A 15,428-nucleotide genomic window follows, 5' to 3' on the forward strand; every position below is an offset into this window, starting at 1 on the left:
AATGCTAGATTTCTTTCACCTAGCTTTCTAATTTGTGGTATAATGAAGGATGTTGATAAATTTTACTATACTAAAAACAGAGGAGAATATGCATGCTGAAATGGGATGAACTACCCCTCGAGATACAATTAAGCGAGGTTGAACCCTACTACCAGCTAGTCTCTCAAAGAAAAGGAAGTCTGGTCCTCAAGCGTTGTTTGGATTTCTTACTAGCATTGGTCCTATTGTTCTTGACCTCACCCTTATTTATTGTTCTAAGTATCTGGATCAAACTCGATAGTAAGGGGCCTGTTATTTACAAGCAAGAACGGGTAACCCAGTACAACAGATATTTCAAAATTTGGAAGTTCCGAACCATGGTGACAGATGCGGATAAAAAAGGAAGTCTTGTAACTTCTGCAAATGACAGTCGTATCACTAAAGTTGGAAATTTCATCCGCCGTGTTCGTTTGGATGAATTGCCGCAATTGATCAATGTCCTCAAAGGGGAAATGTCCTTTGTAGGAACACGACCTGAAGTGCCACGCTATACTGAGCAATATAGTCCTGAGATGATGGCGACCTTGTTATTGCCGGCGGGAATTACGTCCCTAGCTAGTATCAACTATAAGGACGAGGATACTATTATCAGTCAAATGACGGCAAAAGGTATGACAGTTGATCAGGCTTATGTAGAAAGAGTTCTTCCAGAGAAAATGCACTTTAACCTAGCCTATCTGCGTGATTTTAGTTTCATAGGTGATATCAAAATCATGTTGCAGACGGTCGTTGAAGTTTTAAAATAAAGTAGCCACAAGTTAAAGGAGTAAATCAATGCCAAATTACAATATTCCATTTTCACCACCTGATATTACCGAAGCAGAAATTGCGGAAGTAGCAGATACCCTCCGTTCTGGTTGGATCACAACAGGTCCAAAGACAAAAGAATTAGAACGTCGTCTATCTGTCTATACTCAGACACCTAAGACAGTCTGCCTCAACTCTGCAACAGCAGCCCTTGAATTGATCTTGCGCGTGCTTGAAGTAGGGCCTGGTGACGAAGTCATCGTTCCAGCTATGACTTATACAGCATCATGCAGTGTTATTACTCACGTTGGTGCGACACCAGTTATGGTTGATATCCAAGCTGATACCTTTGAGATGGATTATGATCAACTGGAACAAGCTATTACTGAGAAGACTAAAGTCATCATACCGGTAGAGCTAGCAGGTATTATCTGTGACTACGACCGTTTGTTCCAAGTTGTAGAAAAGAAACGTGACCTATTTACAGCTGCTAGCAAGTGGCAAAAGGCCTTTAACCGTATTGTGATTGTCTCTGATAGTGCTCATGCTTTAGGTTCAACCTACAAGGGACAACCAGCCGGTTCAATCGCTGACTTCACATCATTCTCTTTCCATGCAGTCAAGAACTTTACAACTGCTGAGGGAGGAAGTGCGACCTGGAAAGCCAATCCAGCGATTGACGATGAAGAAATGTACAAGGAATTCCAAATCCTTTCCCTTCATGGTCAAACAAAAGATGCTTTTGCCAAGATGCAACTGGGTTCATGGGAATACGATATCGTAACACCAGCCTACAAGTGCAACATGACGGATATCATGGCTTCGCTTGGTCTGGTTCAGTTGGACCGTTATCCTGCTTTATTACAACGTCGTAAGGACATCGTGGATTGCTATGACCATGGATTTGCGGGAACTTGTATTCACCCATTGGCTCATGAGACAGATGCAGTTGAATCTTGTCGTCACCTCTACATCACCCATGTAGAAGGAGCAAATCTCGAACAACGCAATCAAATTATTCAAGAATTGGCCAAGGCAGGAATCGCAAGTAACGTCCACTACAAACCGCTTCCGCTTTTGACAGCCTATAAGAATCTTGGCTTTGACATGGCAGATTATCCGCGAGCTTATGCTTTCTTTGAAAATGAAATTACATTACCGCTTCACACGAAATTAACGGATGAAGAAGTAGACTATATCATTGAGACTTTTGTTAGAGTTTCTGAAGAAATTCTTGCTTCTTCAAAATAATCGTTTAAAAATCATTGACAAAGAATAGATAATGACATATAATAATTTCAACAAATCAGAAAAGTAATTATTTTAGATCTTCAGGGAGCCTGTGGTTGCTGCGAACAGGTGGTTGAAAATAGTGAAATTGGGCTGATTTGAAAAAATGAATTTGAAACAATGAAAATTCGGTGCGCACACCTTACAGTGCAACTTGTTGTTAGACAAGGCAGAGATGTAAAGGGGATAGTCTCTTTACAATTGAGGTGGTACCGCGTTACGAACGCCCTCACATGGAAGTGGATTCCGTGTGTGGGTTTTTTCATATTTTGAAATAATAGAAAAGAGGAAAATTTTATGACAACTAAAGGATATTTTGGACAATTTGGTGGTAGTTTTGTACCTGAGCCGATTCAGGCTTTGTTGGATGAGTTGGAAGTGACTTTTGATAAGTACAAGGATGATCCAGAGTTTTTAGCTGAGTTTCGTCATTACTTGAAGGATTATTCAGGTCGTGAGACACCGTTATATTATGCAGAAAGCTTGACAGAACACCTAGGTGGAGCTAAGATTTATCTCAAGCGTGAAGACCTTAACCACCTTGGATCTCACAAACTTAATAATGTTTTGGGTCAAATCCTTCTTGCAAAACGAATGGGTAAAAAGCGTGTCATTGCTGAGACAGGAGCTGGGCAGCACGGTGTTGCGACAGCTGCAGCTGCGGCCAAATTTGGTATGGCATGTGATGTCTATATGGGGGCAGAAGATGTGGAGCGTCAACGTCTCAATGTCTTCCGCATGGAGATGATGGGAGCAACTGTTCACGCAGTTGAAACTGGTACTCGTACCCTCAAAGATGCGGTTGATGCAGCCTTTGGAGCATGGATGAATGACCTTGAAGCCTTCTACGTTTTAGGTTCTGCTGTTGGACCTCACCCTTATCCAACGATTGTTCATGAATTCCAAAAAGTCATCAGTGAAGAATCACGTCGTCAAATCTTGGAAAAAGAAGGACGTCTGCCAGACTACGTTATTGCTTGTGTAGGTGGTGGTTCTAATGCCATCGGTGCCTTTTCACAGTATGTAGCTGATGAAGAAGTCAAATTGGTTGGAGTAGAAGCTGCTGGTCATGGTTTAGATACCGACAAACACGCAGCAACAATGACCAAGGGTAGCGTAGGAATTGTTGATGGGATGAAGACCTATGCAGTCTTTAAGGAAGATGGGGAACTTGCTCCAGTATACTCTATTTCAGCAGGTTTGGACTATCCAGGGGTTGGTCCAGAACATGCCTACTTTAAAGACTCTGGTCGAGTAGAATATGTAGCAGCGACAGACGAAGAAGCTGTTCAAGCCTTACTTTTATTAAGTAAAACAGAAGGAATTATCCCGGCGATTGAAAGCTCACATGCTATCGCTGAAGCAGTCAAACGCGCACCAAAACTAAGTAAAGATGAGATTATCATCATCAATGTCTCTGGTCGTGGAGACAAGGACGTAGCTGCCATTGCAGACTACCTTGAAGCTAAAAATAACTAATCATTCCAAGATTAAAGGGAGAAAATTGTGATTTTATTGATTGATAATTATGATTCTTTTACCTACAATCTAGCTCAATATATCGGAACCTTTTCTCCTGTTGAGGTCTTGAGAAATGACGATCCTCGTCTCTATCAAGTAGCAGAAAAGGCAAAAGCTCTTGTCTTTTCTCCTGGACCTGGTTGGCCAGCTGATGCTGGAAAAATGGAGGAAATGATTCGAGATTTTGCTGGGAAAAAGCCAATTTTGGGAATTTGCTTGGGACATCAGGCTATTGCAGAGGCTTTTGGTGGAAAACTAGGTTTGGCTCCAAAGGTCATGCATGGTAAACAAAGTCAGCTCCAATTTGAAGCTCCATCCATTCTTTATCAGGGTATAGAGAATAACTGTTCAGTCATGCGTTACCATAGTCTTATGGTGGAGGAATTACCCGCAGACTTTGAAGTTACCGCTCGTGCGATAGAAGATCAGGTTATCATGGGTTTTCAACACAAGAAGCTCCCTATCTATGGCTTCCAATATCATCCAGAAAGTATAGGGACACCAGATGGACTATCAACCATAAGAAACTTCATTGAAAAGGTTATCTAAGGAATAGGATGACAAAATAAAAGCTCTCATAGAGAGTCTGACTATCCTAAAAGCAAAAGCTTACCCAAAATAATCATACAGGTAGCAAATAAGAGGAAAGGCACGAATGGGAGTCTTTCCTTTTTCTTTTGTAGGAGAAAAGCTAGAATGCCAGTTGTTGAAGCGAACTGTATCAAAATTAGTAATTCTGTCAGACTAAAGATAAGCGCACAAGAGGCTAGAAAAAGAAAATCCCCTGCACCTATGCGGATATCGATAAAGTGAGTCAAAATTCCCAGAATAAGAAAGAAAATCATAACTAGATTCCAACCACAGCAAACCATGAGAATTAGGTGAAAGGTCAGCCAGACGAGCAAGGGATATTCTTGATGCTGGAAATCATAGATTCCTAAGGTCAAGCCAGCAGTTATCAGAATAAGTTGTCCTAAGGTTAGAAATTCCCAGGAGAAAGCTAGAAAGAGAAGCCCCAATCCAAACTCAAAGAGAGCATACCAAAAGGGATAGCTTGAGTTACAGTAGCGACAACGAAAGCTATGTACTACTTGAGAGACAATTGGAATCAAATCCAGTGGTCTCAAACGAGTCTGACAGGAATCGCAGTGACTAGCAGGAAAGATAATAGACTGCTCAGGAAAGCGGTCAATGACAAGACCTAGAAAGGAAGCAATAATAACTCCTACAAGAAAAAAGTAAAAATGAATCATACTTATTAATTCGGAAAAAAAGGAAGAAATAGTATAATGGAGAAACACAGATAAGATGGTGAGGTCAAGATGACAATTCGTTTTGAAGAAAATGTGAGCACAGAAAACACTCAGCTCGTATGTCAATGGTCCAACTCCCTTGGCAAATCCTTTCAAGTACAATGGATGGGACCAATGATTCCTTTTCCCTTGACCATTCAAGTCTTGCAAGATTTGGAAGGAATTTTTTCAATATTTGATGGACAAGAGTTTGTGGGGCTTATCCAGAAAATCAGGCTAGAAGACAGGAATCTTCATATCGGGAGATTTTTTATCAATCCTCAGAAACAGGGGCAGGGATTAGGTAGCCAGGCTTTAAGGAAATTTGTTAGTTTGGCCTTTGAAAATGAAGACATAGACACTATTTCTCTAAATGTCTACGAGGCAAATCAAACAGCTTACAATCTTTACCAGAAAGAAGGATTTGAAATCGTTCAAATGGTTGAAGTACCTGTACGAAAATATATGATGACAAAATCTAGATAAGAATTAGATTATATCAATATTTGTCCCCGTACAATTTTTGGTTTTCAAACTTGTTGCAGAGAAATTTTCTTGATAAAATAGATACATGACTAGATATAAAGCAATCATTTCCTATGATGGCTACGCCTTTGCTGGTTTTCAGCGGCAACCACACGCGCGTAGTGTCCAAGAGGAAATTGAAAAAACTTTAACCAAATTAAATAAAGGGCAGGCCATTACCATCCATGGTGCAGGGCGAACGGATAGCGGTGTCCATGCCTTAGGTCAGGTTATCCACTTTGATCTTCCCTATCAGATGGATGAGGAAAAGCTTCGCTTTGCTCTCGATACTCAAAGTCCTGAAGATATAGATGTCATTTTGATTGAGGTAGTGGCTGATGATTTTCATTGCCGCTATGCCAAGCACAGCAAGACCTACGAGTTTATCGTGGATAGGGGTCGTCCTAAAAATCCTATGAGACGTCATTATGCCACCCCCTATCCCTATCCACTTGATGTGGAACGCATGCAAAAGGCTGTGAAGAAATTAGAAGGAACCCATGATTTCACCGGTTTTACTGCTGCCGGAACCAGTGTGGAGGACAAGGTAAGAACGATCACGGAAGCCAGTCTTAGGGTTGACGAGACCGGTCAATTTTTGACCTTTACCTTCTCTGGCAATGGTTTCCTCTATAAACAGATTCGAAATATGGTTGGGACCTTGCTAAAAATTGGCAACAATCGTATGCCAATTGAGCAGATTGACCTAATTTTGGAGAAAAAAGACAGACAGTTGGCAGGTCCAACTGCAGCACCCAATGGTTTGTATTTGAAGGAGATTCGTTATGAAGAATAATCGTATTTTAGCACTTTCAGGAAATGATATTTTTAGTGGTGGTGGACTAGCTGCTGACCTTGCGACCTATACTTTAAATGGTTTGCATGGTTTTGTAGCTATGACTTGTTTAACTGCTTTGACGAAAAATGGTTTTGAGGTCTTCCCAACAGATGAGACTATTTTCCAACAACAGTTGGATAGTCTCAAGAGCGTAGACTTTGGAGGGATTAAGATTGGTCTCTTACCGACTGTTGGTGTTGCTGAGAAAGCTCTTAACTTTATCAAGGAACGCACAGGAGTTCCAGTGGTATTGGATCCAGTTCTCGTTTGTAAGGAAACGCATGATGTTGCTGTCAGCGAGCTCTGTCAAGAGTTGATTCGCTTTTTCCCTTATGTGACTGTCATTACACCTAATCTTCCAGAGGCAGAACTTTTGGTAGATCAAATGATTGAAACCTTGGACGATATGAAGGATGCAGCTAAGAAATTATATGCTTTGGGTGCACCAGCAGTCATTATCAAGGGTGGGAATCGCCTCAGTCAGGATAGGGCTGTGGATGTCTTTTATGATGGTCAAGACTTTACCATTTTAGAAAATCCAGTCTTAGACGGTCAAAATGCTGGTGCAGGATGTACCTTTGCATCTAGCATTGCTAGTCAGTTAGTTAAGGGAGAGGAGCTATTACCAGCAGTTGAGAGTTCTAAAGCCTTTGTTTACCGTGCCATTGCACAAGCAGATCAATATGGAGTCAGACAATATGAAGCAAACAAAAACCAGTAAAATCGCCCTAGTATCCATCTTAACAGCCCTATCCGTAGCTTTGGGTTATGTAGTGAAAATCCCAACTGCTACGGGAATCCTCACGTTTTTGGATGCTGGAATTTTCTTTACTGCCTTTTATTTTGGGCGACGTGAAGGAGGCATCGTTGGGGGTCTAGGAGGTTTTCTCATTGACCTGATTTCAGGTTATCCTCACTGGATGATCTTCAGCTTAATTTTCCATGGTTCGCAGGGGTATTTTGCCGGATTTAAAGGAAAATGGCAATGGTTAGGATTAGTCTTGGCATCGCTTGTCATGGTTGCTGGTTATGCCTTTGCGACTGCTTGGATGAAAGGTTGGGGTCAAGCTTTGGCTGATGTTCCTCACAATCTGGTTCAGAATTTTGTTGGAATGCTTGTCGGATTCCTTCTCTGCCAAAGTATTACTAAGATTCGCAAACAGTAAAAGACAATCTTCAATGGCTACTATTGAAAAAACTCTGATTTTTTGCTAAAATGAAAGCTATGAAAACACTCTACGATGTGCAACAATTTCTCAAACAGTTCGGCATTCTTGTCTATATGGGGAAACGTCTTTATGACATTGAATTAATGAAGATTGAACTATCTCGAATCTATGATGCTGGCTTGATGGATAAGCTGGATTATTTAGAAGCAGAGGCTGTTCTTCGCAGAGAGCACAAGATAGAATTAGACTATTTAGAAAAAAATGGAGATTAGGTATTATGATAACTTGGGTATTATGGGGACTTATAGTGGCGATGTTAGTATGGATGGGATACAATTATCTTCGTATTCGTCGTGCAGCAAAAATTGTTGACAATGCGGAGTTTGAGTCTTTAATTCGTACAGGTCAGTTAATTGACTTGCGTGATCCAGCAGACTTCCATAGAAAACATATCCTTGGTGCTCGTAACATTCCTTCAAATCAATTGAAGACAAGCCTTGCGGCTCTTCGTAAGGATAAGCCTGTTCTTCTTTATGAAAACCAACGTGCGCAACGTGTTACCAATGCAGCAATTTTCTTGAAAAAACAAGGCTTTTCAGATATTTATATCCTTTCTTATGGACTGGATTCTTGGACAGGAAAGGTCAAGACTAGCTAATCTTATGTAAAAATCTGTCGAATGATAGATAAAGCTAGCGTATTATGGTATAATTAATTTGTAATAAATTTAAGGAGTTTTATAATATGGATACACAAGAAAAGAAAAAACACCCACTTATTTTAGGTATTCTATCTATCGTCCTTGGCTTGCTATCTCCAATAGTAGGACTGATTCTAGGTATCGTTGGACTAGTCATGGCTAATTCAAGTCAAAAAGAATCTGGTTTAGACTTTAAAAGAGAAAGAATCCTAAGTATTGTCGGGATTGTAGTTTCTGTCCTTAACTGGATTGCGGGTATCGCTTTATTTTATAGCTAAGTAAGAATTTAAAAAAGCTTTATATTTAAAGCTTTTTTATTTTATCCAATCTTCTCGAAGTAGGTATCAATCATTTCTAATATTTCCCGGCTCAAGGGAAAGGTTTTTTATTGCACATTAGATAAAATCTCTTTGTGTGGTATAATGAATCTGTAATAAATTTAAGGAGTTTTTATAATATGAATACACAAGAAAAGAAAAAATCGCCAATTGTTTTGAGTATCATATCTATTATAGTTGCCTTTGGATTTCCAGTGTTAAGTATTATTTTTGGTATTTTTGGTTTGGCCTTGGCTAATTCACATCAAAAAGAGTCTGGACTAGACTATAAGACAGAAAAAATTCTCTCTATTTTAGGGATTGTGTTAGGGATTGTGATTTCTGCACTTATCTGTATCGTACTTATCTCACAGCTTTCGAGAATTAATTAAAGCAAAAAAGCTTTAGTTTTAAAGCTTTTTTATTTTATTCAAGGACAAAATAGCTTTGTATGGTATAATGAATTTGTATTAAATTTTAAGGAGATTTTAAACATGCAAGAAAAGAAAAAAACCGCACGTAATATAGGTATCCTATCAATCGTAGCTAGTCTTGTGATTCCAGTGGTAGGTATTGTTTTAGGAGTTCTCGCTATAATAGAAGCTAACACACGTCAAAAAGAATCTGGACTTGACTATAAAACAGAAAGAATTCTAGCGATTGTAGGTATTGTTCTTTCTGCACTTAACTGGATTATTGGAATTTTTTTAAATATGAGTTAAAGAATCTAAAAAAGGCTTTAGTTTTAAAGCTTTTTTGTTTTATCTACTTTTCGTTAAGTGGATTTTAATCATTTCTAGTTCTTCTTGTTTCAAAAAATTGGTTAACATAGTACAAAAATGCTACCAAATGAATAAATCCAATTTTAATGGTATTATTAATGAGTATCAAAATTAAGGAGTTTTTATATAATGAATGCGCAGCAAAAGAAAAAACACTCACTCATTTCAGGTATCCTATCTATTGTCCTCGGATTACTAAATCCATTCGTAGGCCTGTTTTTGGGTATCGTTGGTCTAGTCTTGGCTATCTCACTTCAAAAAGAACCTGAACTAGACTATAAAAAAGAACGAACTCTCAATATAGTAGGTATTGTAATTTCTGTTCTTCACTTTATTTTAGGTGTCATGCTATTCATACGCTAAAGAAGATTTTAAAAAGCTTTAGTTTTAAAGCTTTTTTATTTTATTCACTTTTCTCTAAGTAGTTTTTAATGATTTTCAATTCCTCTTGATTCAAGGGTCGGTATTGACCTTCTGCTAACTCTGAATCTAATGTAAAATCCCCGAACTGAACTCGTTTGATGGCAGTGACCTTGACACCAACTGAGAGGAACATTTTTTTGACCTGATGAAATTTCCCTTCAGAGATGGTGATGGTGGCTCGGCTGAGACTAGAACTTGAAGATAGAATCTCAAGCTGAGCAGGTTTACAAATAGTTCCATCAAGAAAGACAATCCCGTTTTTGAACTGCTGGTTGTGATCTGGTGTGAGCAAGCCGTTCACCTCAACTTGATAAGTTTTATCGACATGATATTGAGGGTGGAGAAGTTGAAAACCCAGAGGGCCATTGTTTGTTAAGAGGAGAAGTCCTGTTGTATCTCGATCCAGTCGACCAATTGCATAGAGTTGCTCTGACTGGAGATGCTTAGGCAGTAGATCCATGACCGTTGGTAGTTCCTTGTCCTTGCTTGCTGTCACGACACCATTTGGTTTATGGAGCATGAGGTAGGTGTGGTCATACCCTTGGATTTTTCTTCCCTGGCAAATCAGCTCTTGCAAGCCTGTATCGATATTCTGTGAAAGGGAAGAAGCCGCTTGTCCATCTACTAAAATTTCTTTTTTCAGGAGAGCTTGTTTCATGGTTTTCCGACTGATTTTTTCCTGGGCTAATAATTTATCTAAACGCATACCAGCCTATCTTATCACAAGATGCTATTTTTGAAAAGAAAAGGTATGGGAAGAAAAGTTTTTGAAAACATTTACACTTACTTGAGTTAAGTCATTTACCTAAAATTGTGGTATAATCGTTCAGTTAGAAAATAAATTTTTGAATATAACAGAGGAAATCATGACAAAATTAAGAGAAGATATCCGCAACGTAGCCATTATTGCCCACGTTGACCACGGAAAAACAACCCTCGTTGATGAATTGTTGAAACAATCATCAACACTTGATGCACGTACAGAATTAGCTGAACGTGCAATGGACTCAAACGATATTGAAAAAGAGCGTGGAATTACGATTCTTGCGAAAAACACTGCCGTAGCTTATAACGGAACTCGTATCAATATCATGGACACACCAGGACACGCGGACTTCGGTGGAGAAGTTGAACGTATCATGAAAATGGTTGACGGTGTAGTCTTGGTCGTAGACTCTTATGAAGGTACTATGCCCCAAACTCGTTTCGTATTGAAAAAAGCTTTGGAACAAGACCTTGTCCCAATCGTCGTTATCAATAAAATCGACAAACCATCAGCTCGTCCAGCAGAAGTAGTGGATGAAGTCTTGGAACTTTTCATCGAGCTTGGTGCGGATGATGACCAGCTTGACTTCCCAGTCGTTTATGCATCAGCGATCAACGGAACATCTTCATTGTCAGATGATCCAGCCGACCAAGAAAAGACTATGGCGCCAATCTTTGATACCATTATTGACCACATTCCAGCTCCAATCGATAACTCAGATGAGCCACTTCAATTCCAAGTATCTCTTCTTGACTACAATGACTTCGTTGGTCGTATCGGTATCGGACGTGTTTTCCGTGGTACTGTTAAGGTTGGAGACCAAGTTACCCTTTCTAAATTGGATGGTACAACCAAGAACTTCCGTGTGACGAAACTCTTTGGTTTCTTTGGTTTGGAACGCCGTGAAATCCAAGAAGCCAAGGCTGGTGACTTGATTGCCGTATCAGGTATGGAAGATATCTTCGTTGGGGAAACCATCACTCCTACAGATGCAGTTGAGGCATTGCCAGTTCTTCACATTGATGAGCCAACTCTTCAAATGACCTTCTTGGTCAATAACTCACCATTTGCTGGTCGTGAAGGTAAGTGGGTAACTTCTCGTAAGGTAGAAGAACGCTTGCAAGCTGAGTTGCAAACAGACGTATCTCTTCGTGTTGAGCCAACAGATTCACCAGATAAATGGACTGTTTCAGGACGTGGAGAGTTGCACTTGTCAATCTTGATTGAAACCATGCGTCGTGAAGGTTATGAACTTCAAGTGTCTCGTCCAGAAGTTATCATCAAAGAAATTGATGGAGTGAAGTGTGAGCCATTTGAGCGCGTGCAAATCGACACACCAGAAGAATACCAAGGTTCCGTTATCCAAAGTCTTTCTGAGCGTAAGGGTGAAATGTTGGATATGATTGCAACTGGAAACGGTCAAACTCGTTTGGTCTTCCTAGTTCCTGCGCGTGGTTTGATTGGATACTCAACTGAGTTCTTGTCAATGACTCGTGGATACGGAATCATGAACCATACTTTTGACCAATACTTACCAGTGATTCCAGGTGAAATCGGTGGACGTCACCGTGGTGCCCTCGTTTCTATCGATGCTGGTAAGGCAACAACATACGCTATCATGTCTATCGAAGAACGTGGTACGATCTTTGTCAACCCAGGTACTGAAGTTTACGAAGGCATGATCATCGGTGAAAACTCTCGTGAGAATGACTTGACCGTTAACATTACTAAGGCAAAACAAATGACTAACGTTCGTTCTGCTACTAAGGATCAAACAGCAGTTATCAAGACTCCTCGTATCTTGACACTTGAAGAATCACTTGAGTTCTTGAATGACGATGAATACATGGAAGTAACGCCTGAATCAATCCGTTTACGTAAGCAAATCCTTAACAAGGCAGAGCGTGAGAAAGCAAATAAAAAGAAAAAATCAGCTGAATAAAGGCTAGAAAGAGATAAAGATGGTCTACTTAATCATAGGGATTTTATTACTCTTACTTTATATTTTTGCGACTCCAAAAAGTATTAAGGGAACAGTCAATGTTGTAATATTAGTCTTTGGTCTGGTTGCTCTCTTGATTTTAGTGATGATGTCGGCTTTCCAAATCTTCCAGCTACCAGCAGAATTTTTCGTTGCAATAGCAATGATAGCTTTGGCATACTTTAGCTTGAAAGATATTCATCTCATGTCTGAAGGAAAGAAATAAAGGCTTAAAATATTCATAAACAAAAACACCTTCCGGATTGCAATTTTCTGCAGTCTGAAAGGTGTTTTTTGTCTTAAATCACTCTGTTGCATTTTTAGAGTAACGTTGGTAGAAATCTACTTTTATTTGAATAAAGTGTTCTAATTCGCGAAAGAGTTGTAATAGTGTAGCTCGTGTCTCAAACTCTTCTCTTGTTTTAGGGAGAGAACGATTGCGAAATACCTGCAGGTATTTCTCGATGTCTTCCAACAAGTTATAGGCTGGATTGGTTTGACTCAGTTGGCTAGCTGTTTTTGAAAAGAGCTGAGCGACAATTAGACTCTCACTAGCGGCTAGTTGGCAGGTGTTAATCTGCTCGGCCATATTTCTTAAAATGCGGGTTTGTCTTTGGCGCATTTCAAAGTAGTGGATATGGTAGTCTGTTTGACGAAAGAGATGATCAGAATGGTCCAGATAGACTAGTTTGAGGGCTTCCTCCAATAGTTGGTCAAGTTCATTGACTAGTTGAGCTTGATTGCGTCCATCTCCTTTTTTTAGATAATAGGCTAGGCGTAGAAAAACGTCTCTTAATTTTTCTTCTACAAGACTATGATAAAGCTGAATCTCTTGTTGACGTGAAGGCATATAGAGATTGACTAGAAGAGCAAAACTGGTACCGATGAGGAAAAGTAGCATTTCGTTCAACAACAGCTCAGGAGAAGTGGATTGCTGGACTAAAAGGTGACTAACTAGGACGCTACTAGGCGTTATGCCGATTTCCCAGCCAAATTTATAGGCAAGAGGCACATATACAGCAAGATAAAGTCCGAAGCTCCAAATATGATAACCAGTTAGTTGAAAGGCAATAACACCGATTGTCAGAGCAAGCAAGGTTGAGAAAAGTCTATTGCGGGCTAATTTTATGGTGCTTCTTCGTGTATCAGAGAGACTCAAAATAGCAATGATTCCAGCTGAAACAGCTGAGGATAGTTCAAAAAAGTAAGCTAGAAAACAGGCAAAGCAGGTTGCCAAAACAAGTTTTAAAGTACGTTGAGTGATAGACATAGAATATTTCCTTGAGATAAATTCTTTAAAGTTTTAGTAGTAGGTGAGGTAGAAAGGTCTATTTCAAGAGAGTTATTGAGAAAATAATTTGTTCTCCATGCAGTGGTTTGATTATAGTATAAATATGTTTTGAAATCAAGTGAATCTAATAATAGTATAGGCAGAATGAATATTTACCAAACTGGTTCAGATATCGTTTTATGGTATAATGTTAGGAAAGGAGCTTACTATGCCAACATTTATTCAAAATTATATCGATAAGTTAAATATCAGCAGTATTCTAGAAGAGTTATTTTCAAAATCAGTCTCTCTAGTCCTTCTTTTTATTGTCTTTTATATCGTTAAAATAATTCTCCATCAAGTTGTGAAAAGAGTTATTAAACCATCCTTAAAATTTTCCCAGAAAGATGAGGCGCGCCAAAAGACAATTTCTAGATTGATTGAAAATATTTTGAACTACACCCTCTATTTCTTTTTACTCTACTTTGTTTTGTCTACTCTAGGCTTACCTGTATCAAGTCTTCTGGCAGGTGCTGGGATTGCTGGGGTGGCAATCGGGATGGGTGCTCAAGGCTTCTTGTCAGATGTGGTCAATGGCTTTTTCATCCTCTTTGAGCGCCAGTTAGATGTTGGAGATCAAGTTGAGTTTACGAATGGTCCGATTACAATCTCTGGTAAGGTTGTGAGTGTTGGTATTCGTACGACTCAACTGCGCAGTGAGGATGAAGTCCTTCACTTTGTTCCCAATAGAAGTATCACGGTTGTCAGCAATTTTTCAAGGAAAGAAGAGAACTGAAATTTTACCTCTTTTATGGTACAATAGAAAGAGTTTGGTAAAGGAGAAACGATGTTTTTAGATGAGCAATTAGGAAATGGTTGTGTTTGGATCAATCTAGATGTAGAAAAAATTAAAAATCTTGAAGATTTATCTGAAATCTACGGATTGGATAAGGAAACCATCGAATATGCGCTGGATAAAAATGAACGTGCCCATATGGATTACAACCGTGAGAATGGCACAGTGACCTTTATCTACAATGTTCTGGACTTAGAAAAGGACAAGGAGTACTATGAAGCAATTCCTATGACCTTTATCGTTGAAAACAAACGAATGATTACCATCAGCAACCATAAGAATGCTTATGTCATTGATCAGATGTTAGCTTATCTGGATAGCCATGAGTCGCTTTCTATTTACAAATTTCTTTTTGCTAGTCTAGAAATCATTAGTAACGCCTATTATCCAATCATTGAAAAGATGGATAAGAGTAAAGATGAAGTCAACAGCTTACTTCGTCAGAGAACAACCAAGAAAAATCTCTTTGCTCTTTCCGACTTGGAGACAGGTATGGTTTATCTAACGGCAGCTGCCAAACAAAACCGTATCTTACTGGAACATATCCAAGGGCATGCCCTCTATCGTCGTTTGGACGAAATTGAAAAAGAGCAGTTTGATGATGCCATGATTGAGGCTCATCAGTTGGTATCTATGACAGATTTGATTTCTCAAGTTCTTCAACAACTGTCAGGGTCTTACAACAACATTCTAAACAATAACCTGAATGATAACTTGACAACCTTGACCATCATTTCAGTTTTATTGGCCGTGCTTGCGGTTATCACAGGATTTTTCGGGATGAATGTTCCTCTTCCATTTATGGAGAATAAGCATGCATGGATTTATATCACTTTGGCTAGTGCTGTCCTGTGGCTTGTTCTATCCCATTTTCTCAAAAAAATTGCAAAAATAAGTTAAGAAAAGGAGTCA

Annotated in this window: 21 protein-coding genes and 1 other annotated feature; of the genes, 18 read left to right on the plus strand and 3 right to left on the minus strand. The window is 39.3% G+C overall.

Annotation, left to right across the window (positions count from 1 at the left end; translation table 11 throughout):
• The first annotated feature begins 92 nt into the window (after nucleotides 1–92).
• From FN031_RS00115 to FN031_RS00130, 4 genes are all read left to right on the plus strand, one after another.
• Nucleotides 93–785 carry a sugar transferase gene (locus FN031_RS00115; RefSeq protein ID WP_142556557.1) on the plus strand — a complete coding sequence of 231 codons (693 nt, stop codon included), beginning with the start codon at nucleotides 93–95 and terminating at the stop codon, nucleotides 783–785.
• A gap of 28 nt (nucleotides 786–813) precedes the next feature.
• The gene (locus FN031_RS00120) at nucleotides 814–2,037 is read left to right on the plus strand and encodes a DegT/DnrJ/EryC1/StrS family aminotransferase (RefSeq protein WP_142556559.1); all 1,224 of its coding nucleotides are present in this window, start codon (nucleotides 814–816) and stop codon (nucleotides 2,035–2,037) included.
• Between the two features lie 41 nt (nucleotides 2,038–2,078).
• Nucleotides 2,079–2,310, plus strand: a binding site (T-box leader).
• Nucleotides 2,311–2,373: 63 nt separating this feature from the next.
• Nucleotides 2,374–3,555 (plus strand): tryptophan synthase subunit beta, encoded by a 1,182-nt coding sequence (trpB, locus tag FN031_RS00125; protein ID WP_142556562.1) that lies wholly within the window; start codon nucleotides 2,374–2,376, stop codon nucleotides 3,553–3,555.
• A 27-nt stretch (nucleotides 3,556–3,582) separates the two neighbouring features.
• Entirely contained in the window at nucleotides 3,583–4,146 is a 564-nt protein-coding gene (locus tag FN031_RS00130) for an aminodeoxychorismate/anthranilate synthase component II (RefSeq protein ID WP_142556564.1), read from the plus strand.
• Nucleotides 4,147–4,187: 41 nt separating this feature from the next.
• Here the strand turns inward: FN031_RS00130 and FN031_RS00135 are convergent, their stop codons facing one another.
• Nucleotides 4,188–4,850, minus strand: a complete 663-nt coding sequence (locus FN031_RS00135; RefSeq protein WP_142556566.1) for a prepilin peptidase — start codon at nucleotides 4,848–4,850, stop codon at nucleotides 4,188–4,190.
• A 69-nt stretch (nucleotides 4,851–4,919) separates the two neighbouring features.
• On the opposite strand from FN031_RS00135, the gene FN031_RS00140 reads away from it, so the two are divergent.
• The 10 genes from FN031_RS00140 (at nucleotide 4,920) to FN031_RS00185 (ending at nucleotide 9,583) form a co-directional block, all read left to right on the plus strand.
• A complete protein-coding gene (locus tag FN031_RS00140) occupies nucleotides 4,920–5,375 on the plus strand; it encodes a GNAT family N-acetyltransferase (RefSeq protein WP_142556568.1) in 456 nt (151 codons plus the stop codon).
• A gap of 85 nt (nucleotides 5,376–5,460) precedes the next feature.
• A complete protein-coding gene (gene truA, locus FN031_RS00145) occupies nucleotides 5,461–6,210 on the plus strand; it encodes a tRNA pseudouridine(38-40) synthase TruA (protein WP_142556569.1) in 750 nt (249 codons plus the stop codon).
• Nucleotides 6,200–6,973, plus strand: a complete 774-nt coding sequence (locus FN031_RS00150; RefSeq protein ID WP_142556571.1) for a bifunctional hydroxymethylpyrimidine kinase/phosphomethylpyrimidine kinase — start codon at nucleotides 6,200–6,202, stop codon at nucleotides 6,971–6,973. The genes truA and FN031_RS00150 overlap by 11 nt, the downstream gene beginning before the upstream one ends.
• The gene (locus tag FN031_RS00155; RefSeq protein ID WP_142556573.1) at nucleotides 6,951–7,418 is read left to right on the plus strand and encodes an ECF transporter S component; all 468 of its coding nucleotides are present in this window, start codon (nucleotides 6,951–6,953) and stop codon (nucleotides 7,416–7,418) included. The genes FN031_RS00150 and FN031_RS00155 overlap by 23 nt, the downstream gene beginning before the upstream one ends.
• Before the next feature lie 50 nt (nucleotides 7,419–7,468).
• Nucleotides 7,469–7,693, plus strand: a complete 225-nt coding sequence (locus tag FN031_RS00160; RefSeq protein WP_185928421.1) for a YqgQ family protein — start codon at nucleotides 7,469–7,471, stop codon at nucleotides 7,691–7,693.
• Between the two features lie 5 nt (nucleotides 7,694–7,698).
• On the plus strand, nucleotides 7,699–8,079 hold the full coding sequence (locus tag FN031_RS00165) for a rhodanese-like domain-containing protein (RefSeq protein WP_075568021.1): 381 nt from the start codon (nucleotides 7,699–7,701) through the stop codon (nucleotides 8,077–8,079).
• 86 nt (nucleotides 8,080–8,165) lie between these two features.
• Entirely contained in the window at nucleotides 8,166–8,399 is a 234-nt protein-coding gene (locus FN031_RS00170; RefSeq protein WP_142556577.1) for a DUF4190 domain-containing protein, read from the plus strand.
• Nucleotides 8,400–8,578: 179 nt separating this feature from the next.
• Nucleotides 8,579–8,830, plus strand: a complete 252-nt coding sequence (locus FN031_RS00175; protein ID WP_142556579.1) for a hypothetical protein — start codon at nucleotides 8,579–8,581, stop codon at nucleotides 8,828–8,830.
• Between the two features lie 102 nt (nucleotides 8,831–8,932).
• Nucleotides 8,933–9,160, plus strand: a complete 228-nt coding sequence (locus tag FN031_RS00180; RefSeq protein ID WP_075568018.1) for a hypothetical protein — start codon at nucleotides 8,933–8,935, stop codon at nucleotides 9,158–9,160.
• A gap of 189 nt (nucleotides 9,161–9,349) precedes the next feature.
• Nucleotides 9,350–9,583, plus strand: coding sequence for a DUF4190 domain-containing protein (locus FN031_RS00185; RefSeq protein WP_142556581.1), 234 nt, complete (start codon nucleotides 9,350–9,352; stop codon nucleotides 9,581–9,583).
• A gap of 40 nt (nucleotides 9,584–9,623) precedes the next feature.
• Here the strand turns inward: FN031_RS00185 and FN031_RS00190 are convergent, their stop codons facing one another.
• Nucleotides 9,624–10,349: a 16S rRNA pseudouridine(516) synthase gene (locus tag FN031_RS00190; RefSeq protein ID WP_142556583.1), complete on the minus strand. Its 726-nt coding sequence runs from the start codon at nucleotides 10,347–10,349 to the stop codon at nucleotides 9,624–9,626.
• Between the two features lie 160 nt (nucleotides 10,350–10,509).
• Between FN031_RS00190 and typA the strand changes: the two genes are divergently transcribed.
• Together typA and FN031_RS00200 are read left to right on the plus strand one after the other, a co-directional pair.
• On the plus strand, nucleotides 10,510–12,351 hold the full coding sequence (gene typA, locus FN031_RS00195) for a translational GTPase TypA (RefSeq protein WP_142556585.1): 1,842 nt from the start codon (nucleotides 10,510–10,512) through the stop codon (nucleotides 12,349–12,351).
• A 19-nt stretch (nucleotides 12,352–12,370) separates the two neighbouring features.
• Nucleotides 12,371–12,616: a DUF3165 family protein gene (locus FN031_RS00200; RefSeq protein ID WP_142556587.1), complete on the plus strand. Its 246-nt coding sequence runs from the start codon at nucleotides 12,371–12,373 to the stop codon at nucleotides 12,614–12,616.
• Between the two features lie 78 nt (nucleotides 12,617–12,694).
• On the opposite strand, the gene FN031_RS00205 is transcribed toward FN031_RS00200, so the two are convergent.
• A complete protein-coding gene (locus FN031_RS00205; RefSeq protein ID WP_142556589.1) occupies nucleotides 12,695–13,660 on the minus strand; it encodes an aromatic acid exporter family protein in 966 nt (321 codons plus the stop codon).
• A 229-nt stretch (nucleotides 13,661–13,889) separates the two neighbouring features.
• Here FN031_RS00205 and FN031_RS00210 point away from each other — a divergent pair, with 229 nt between their 5' ends.
• Both FN031_RS00210 and FN031_RS00215 read left to right on the plus strand, forming a co-directional pair.
• Complete coding sequence (locus tag FN031_RS00210) at nucleotides 13,890–14,456, plus strand: mechanosensitive ion channel family protein (RefSeq protein ID WP_142556591.1); 567 nt, start codon at nucleotides 13,890–13,892, stop codon at nucleotides 14,454–14,456.
• A gap of 51 nt (nucleotides 14,457–14,507) precedes the next feature.
• A complete protein-coding gene (locus tag FN031_RS00215) occupies nucleotides 14,508–15,416 on the plus strand; it encodes a magnesium transporter CorA family protein (protein WP_142556593.1) in 909 nt (302 codons plus the stop codon).
• The last annotated feature ends 12 nt before the right edge of the window (nucleotides 15,417–15,428 follow it).

The sequence above is a fragment of the Streptococcus mitis genome, from assembly GCF_902159415.1.
Lineage (GTDB): Bacteria > Bacillota > Bacilli > Lactobacillales > Streptococcaceae > Streptococcus > Streptococcus mitis_BG.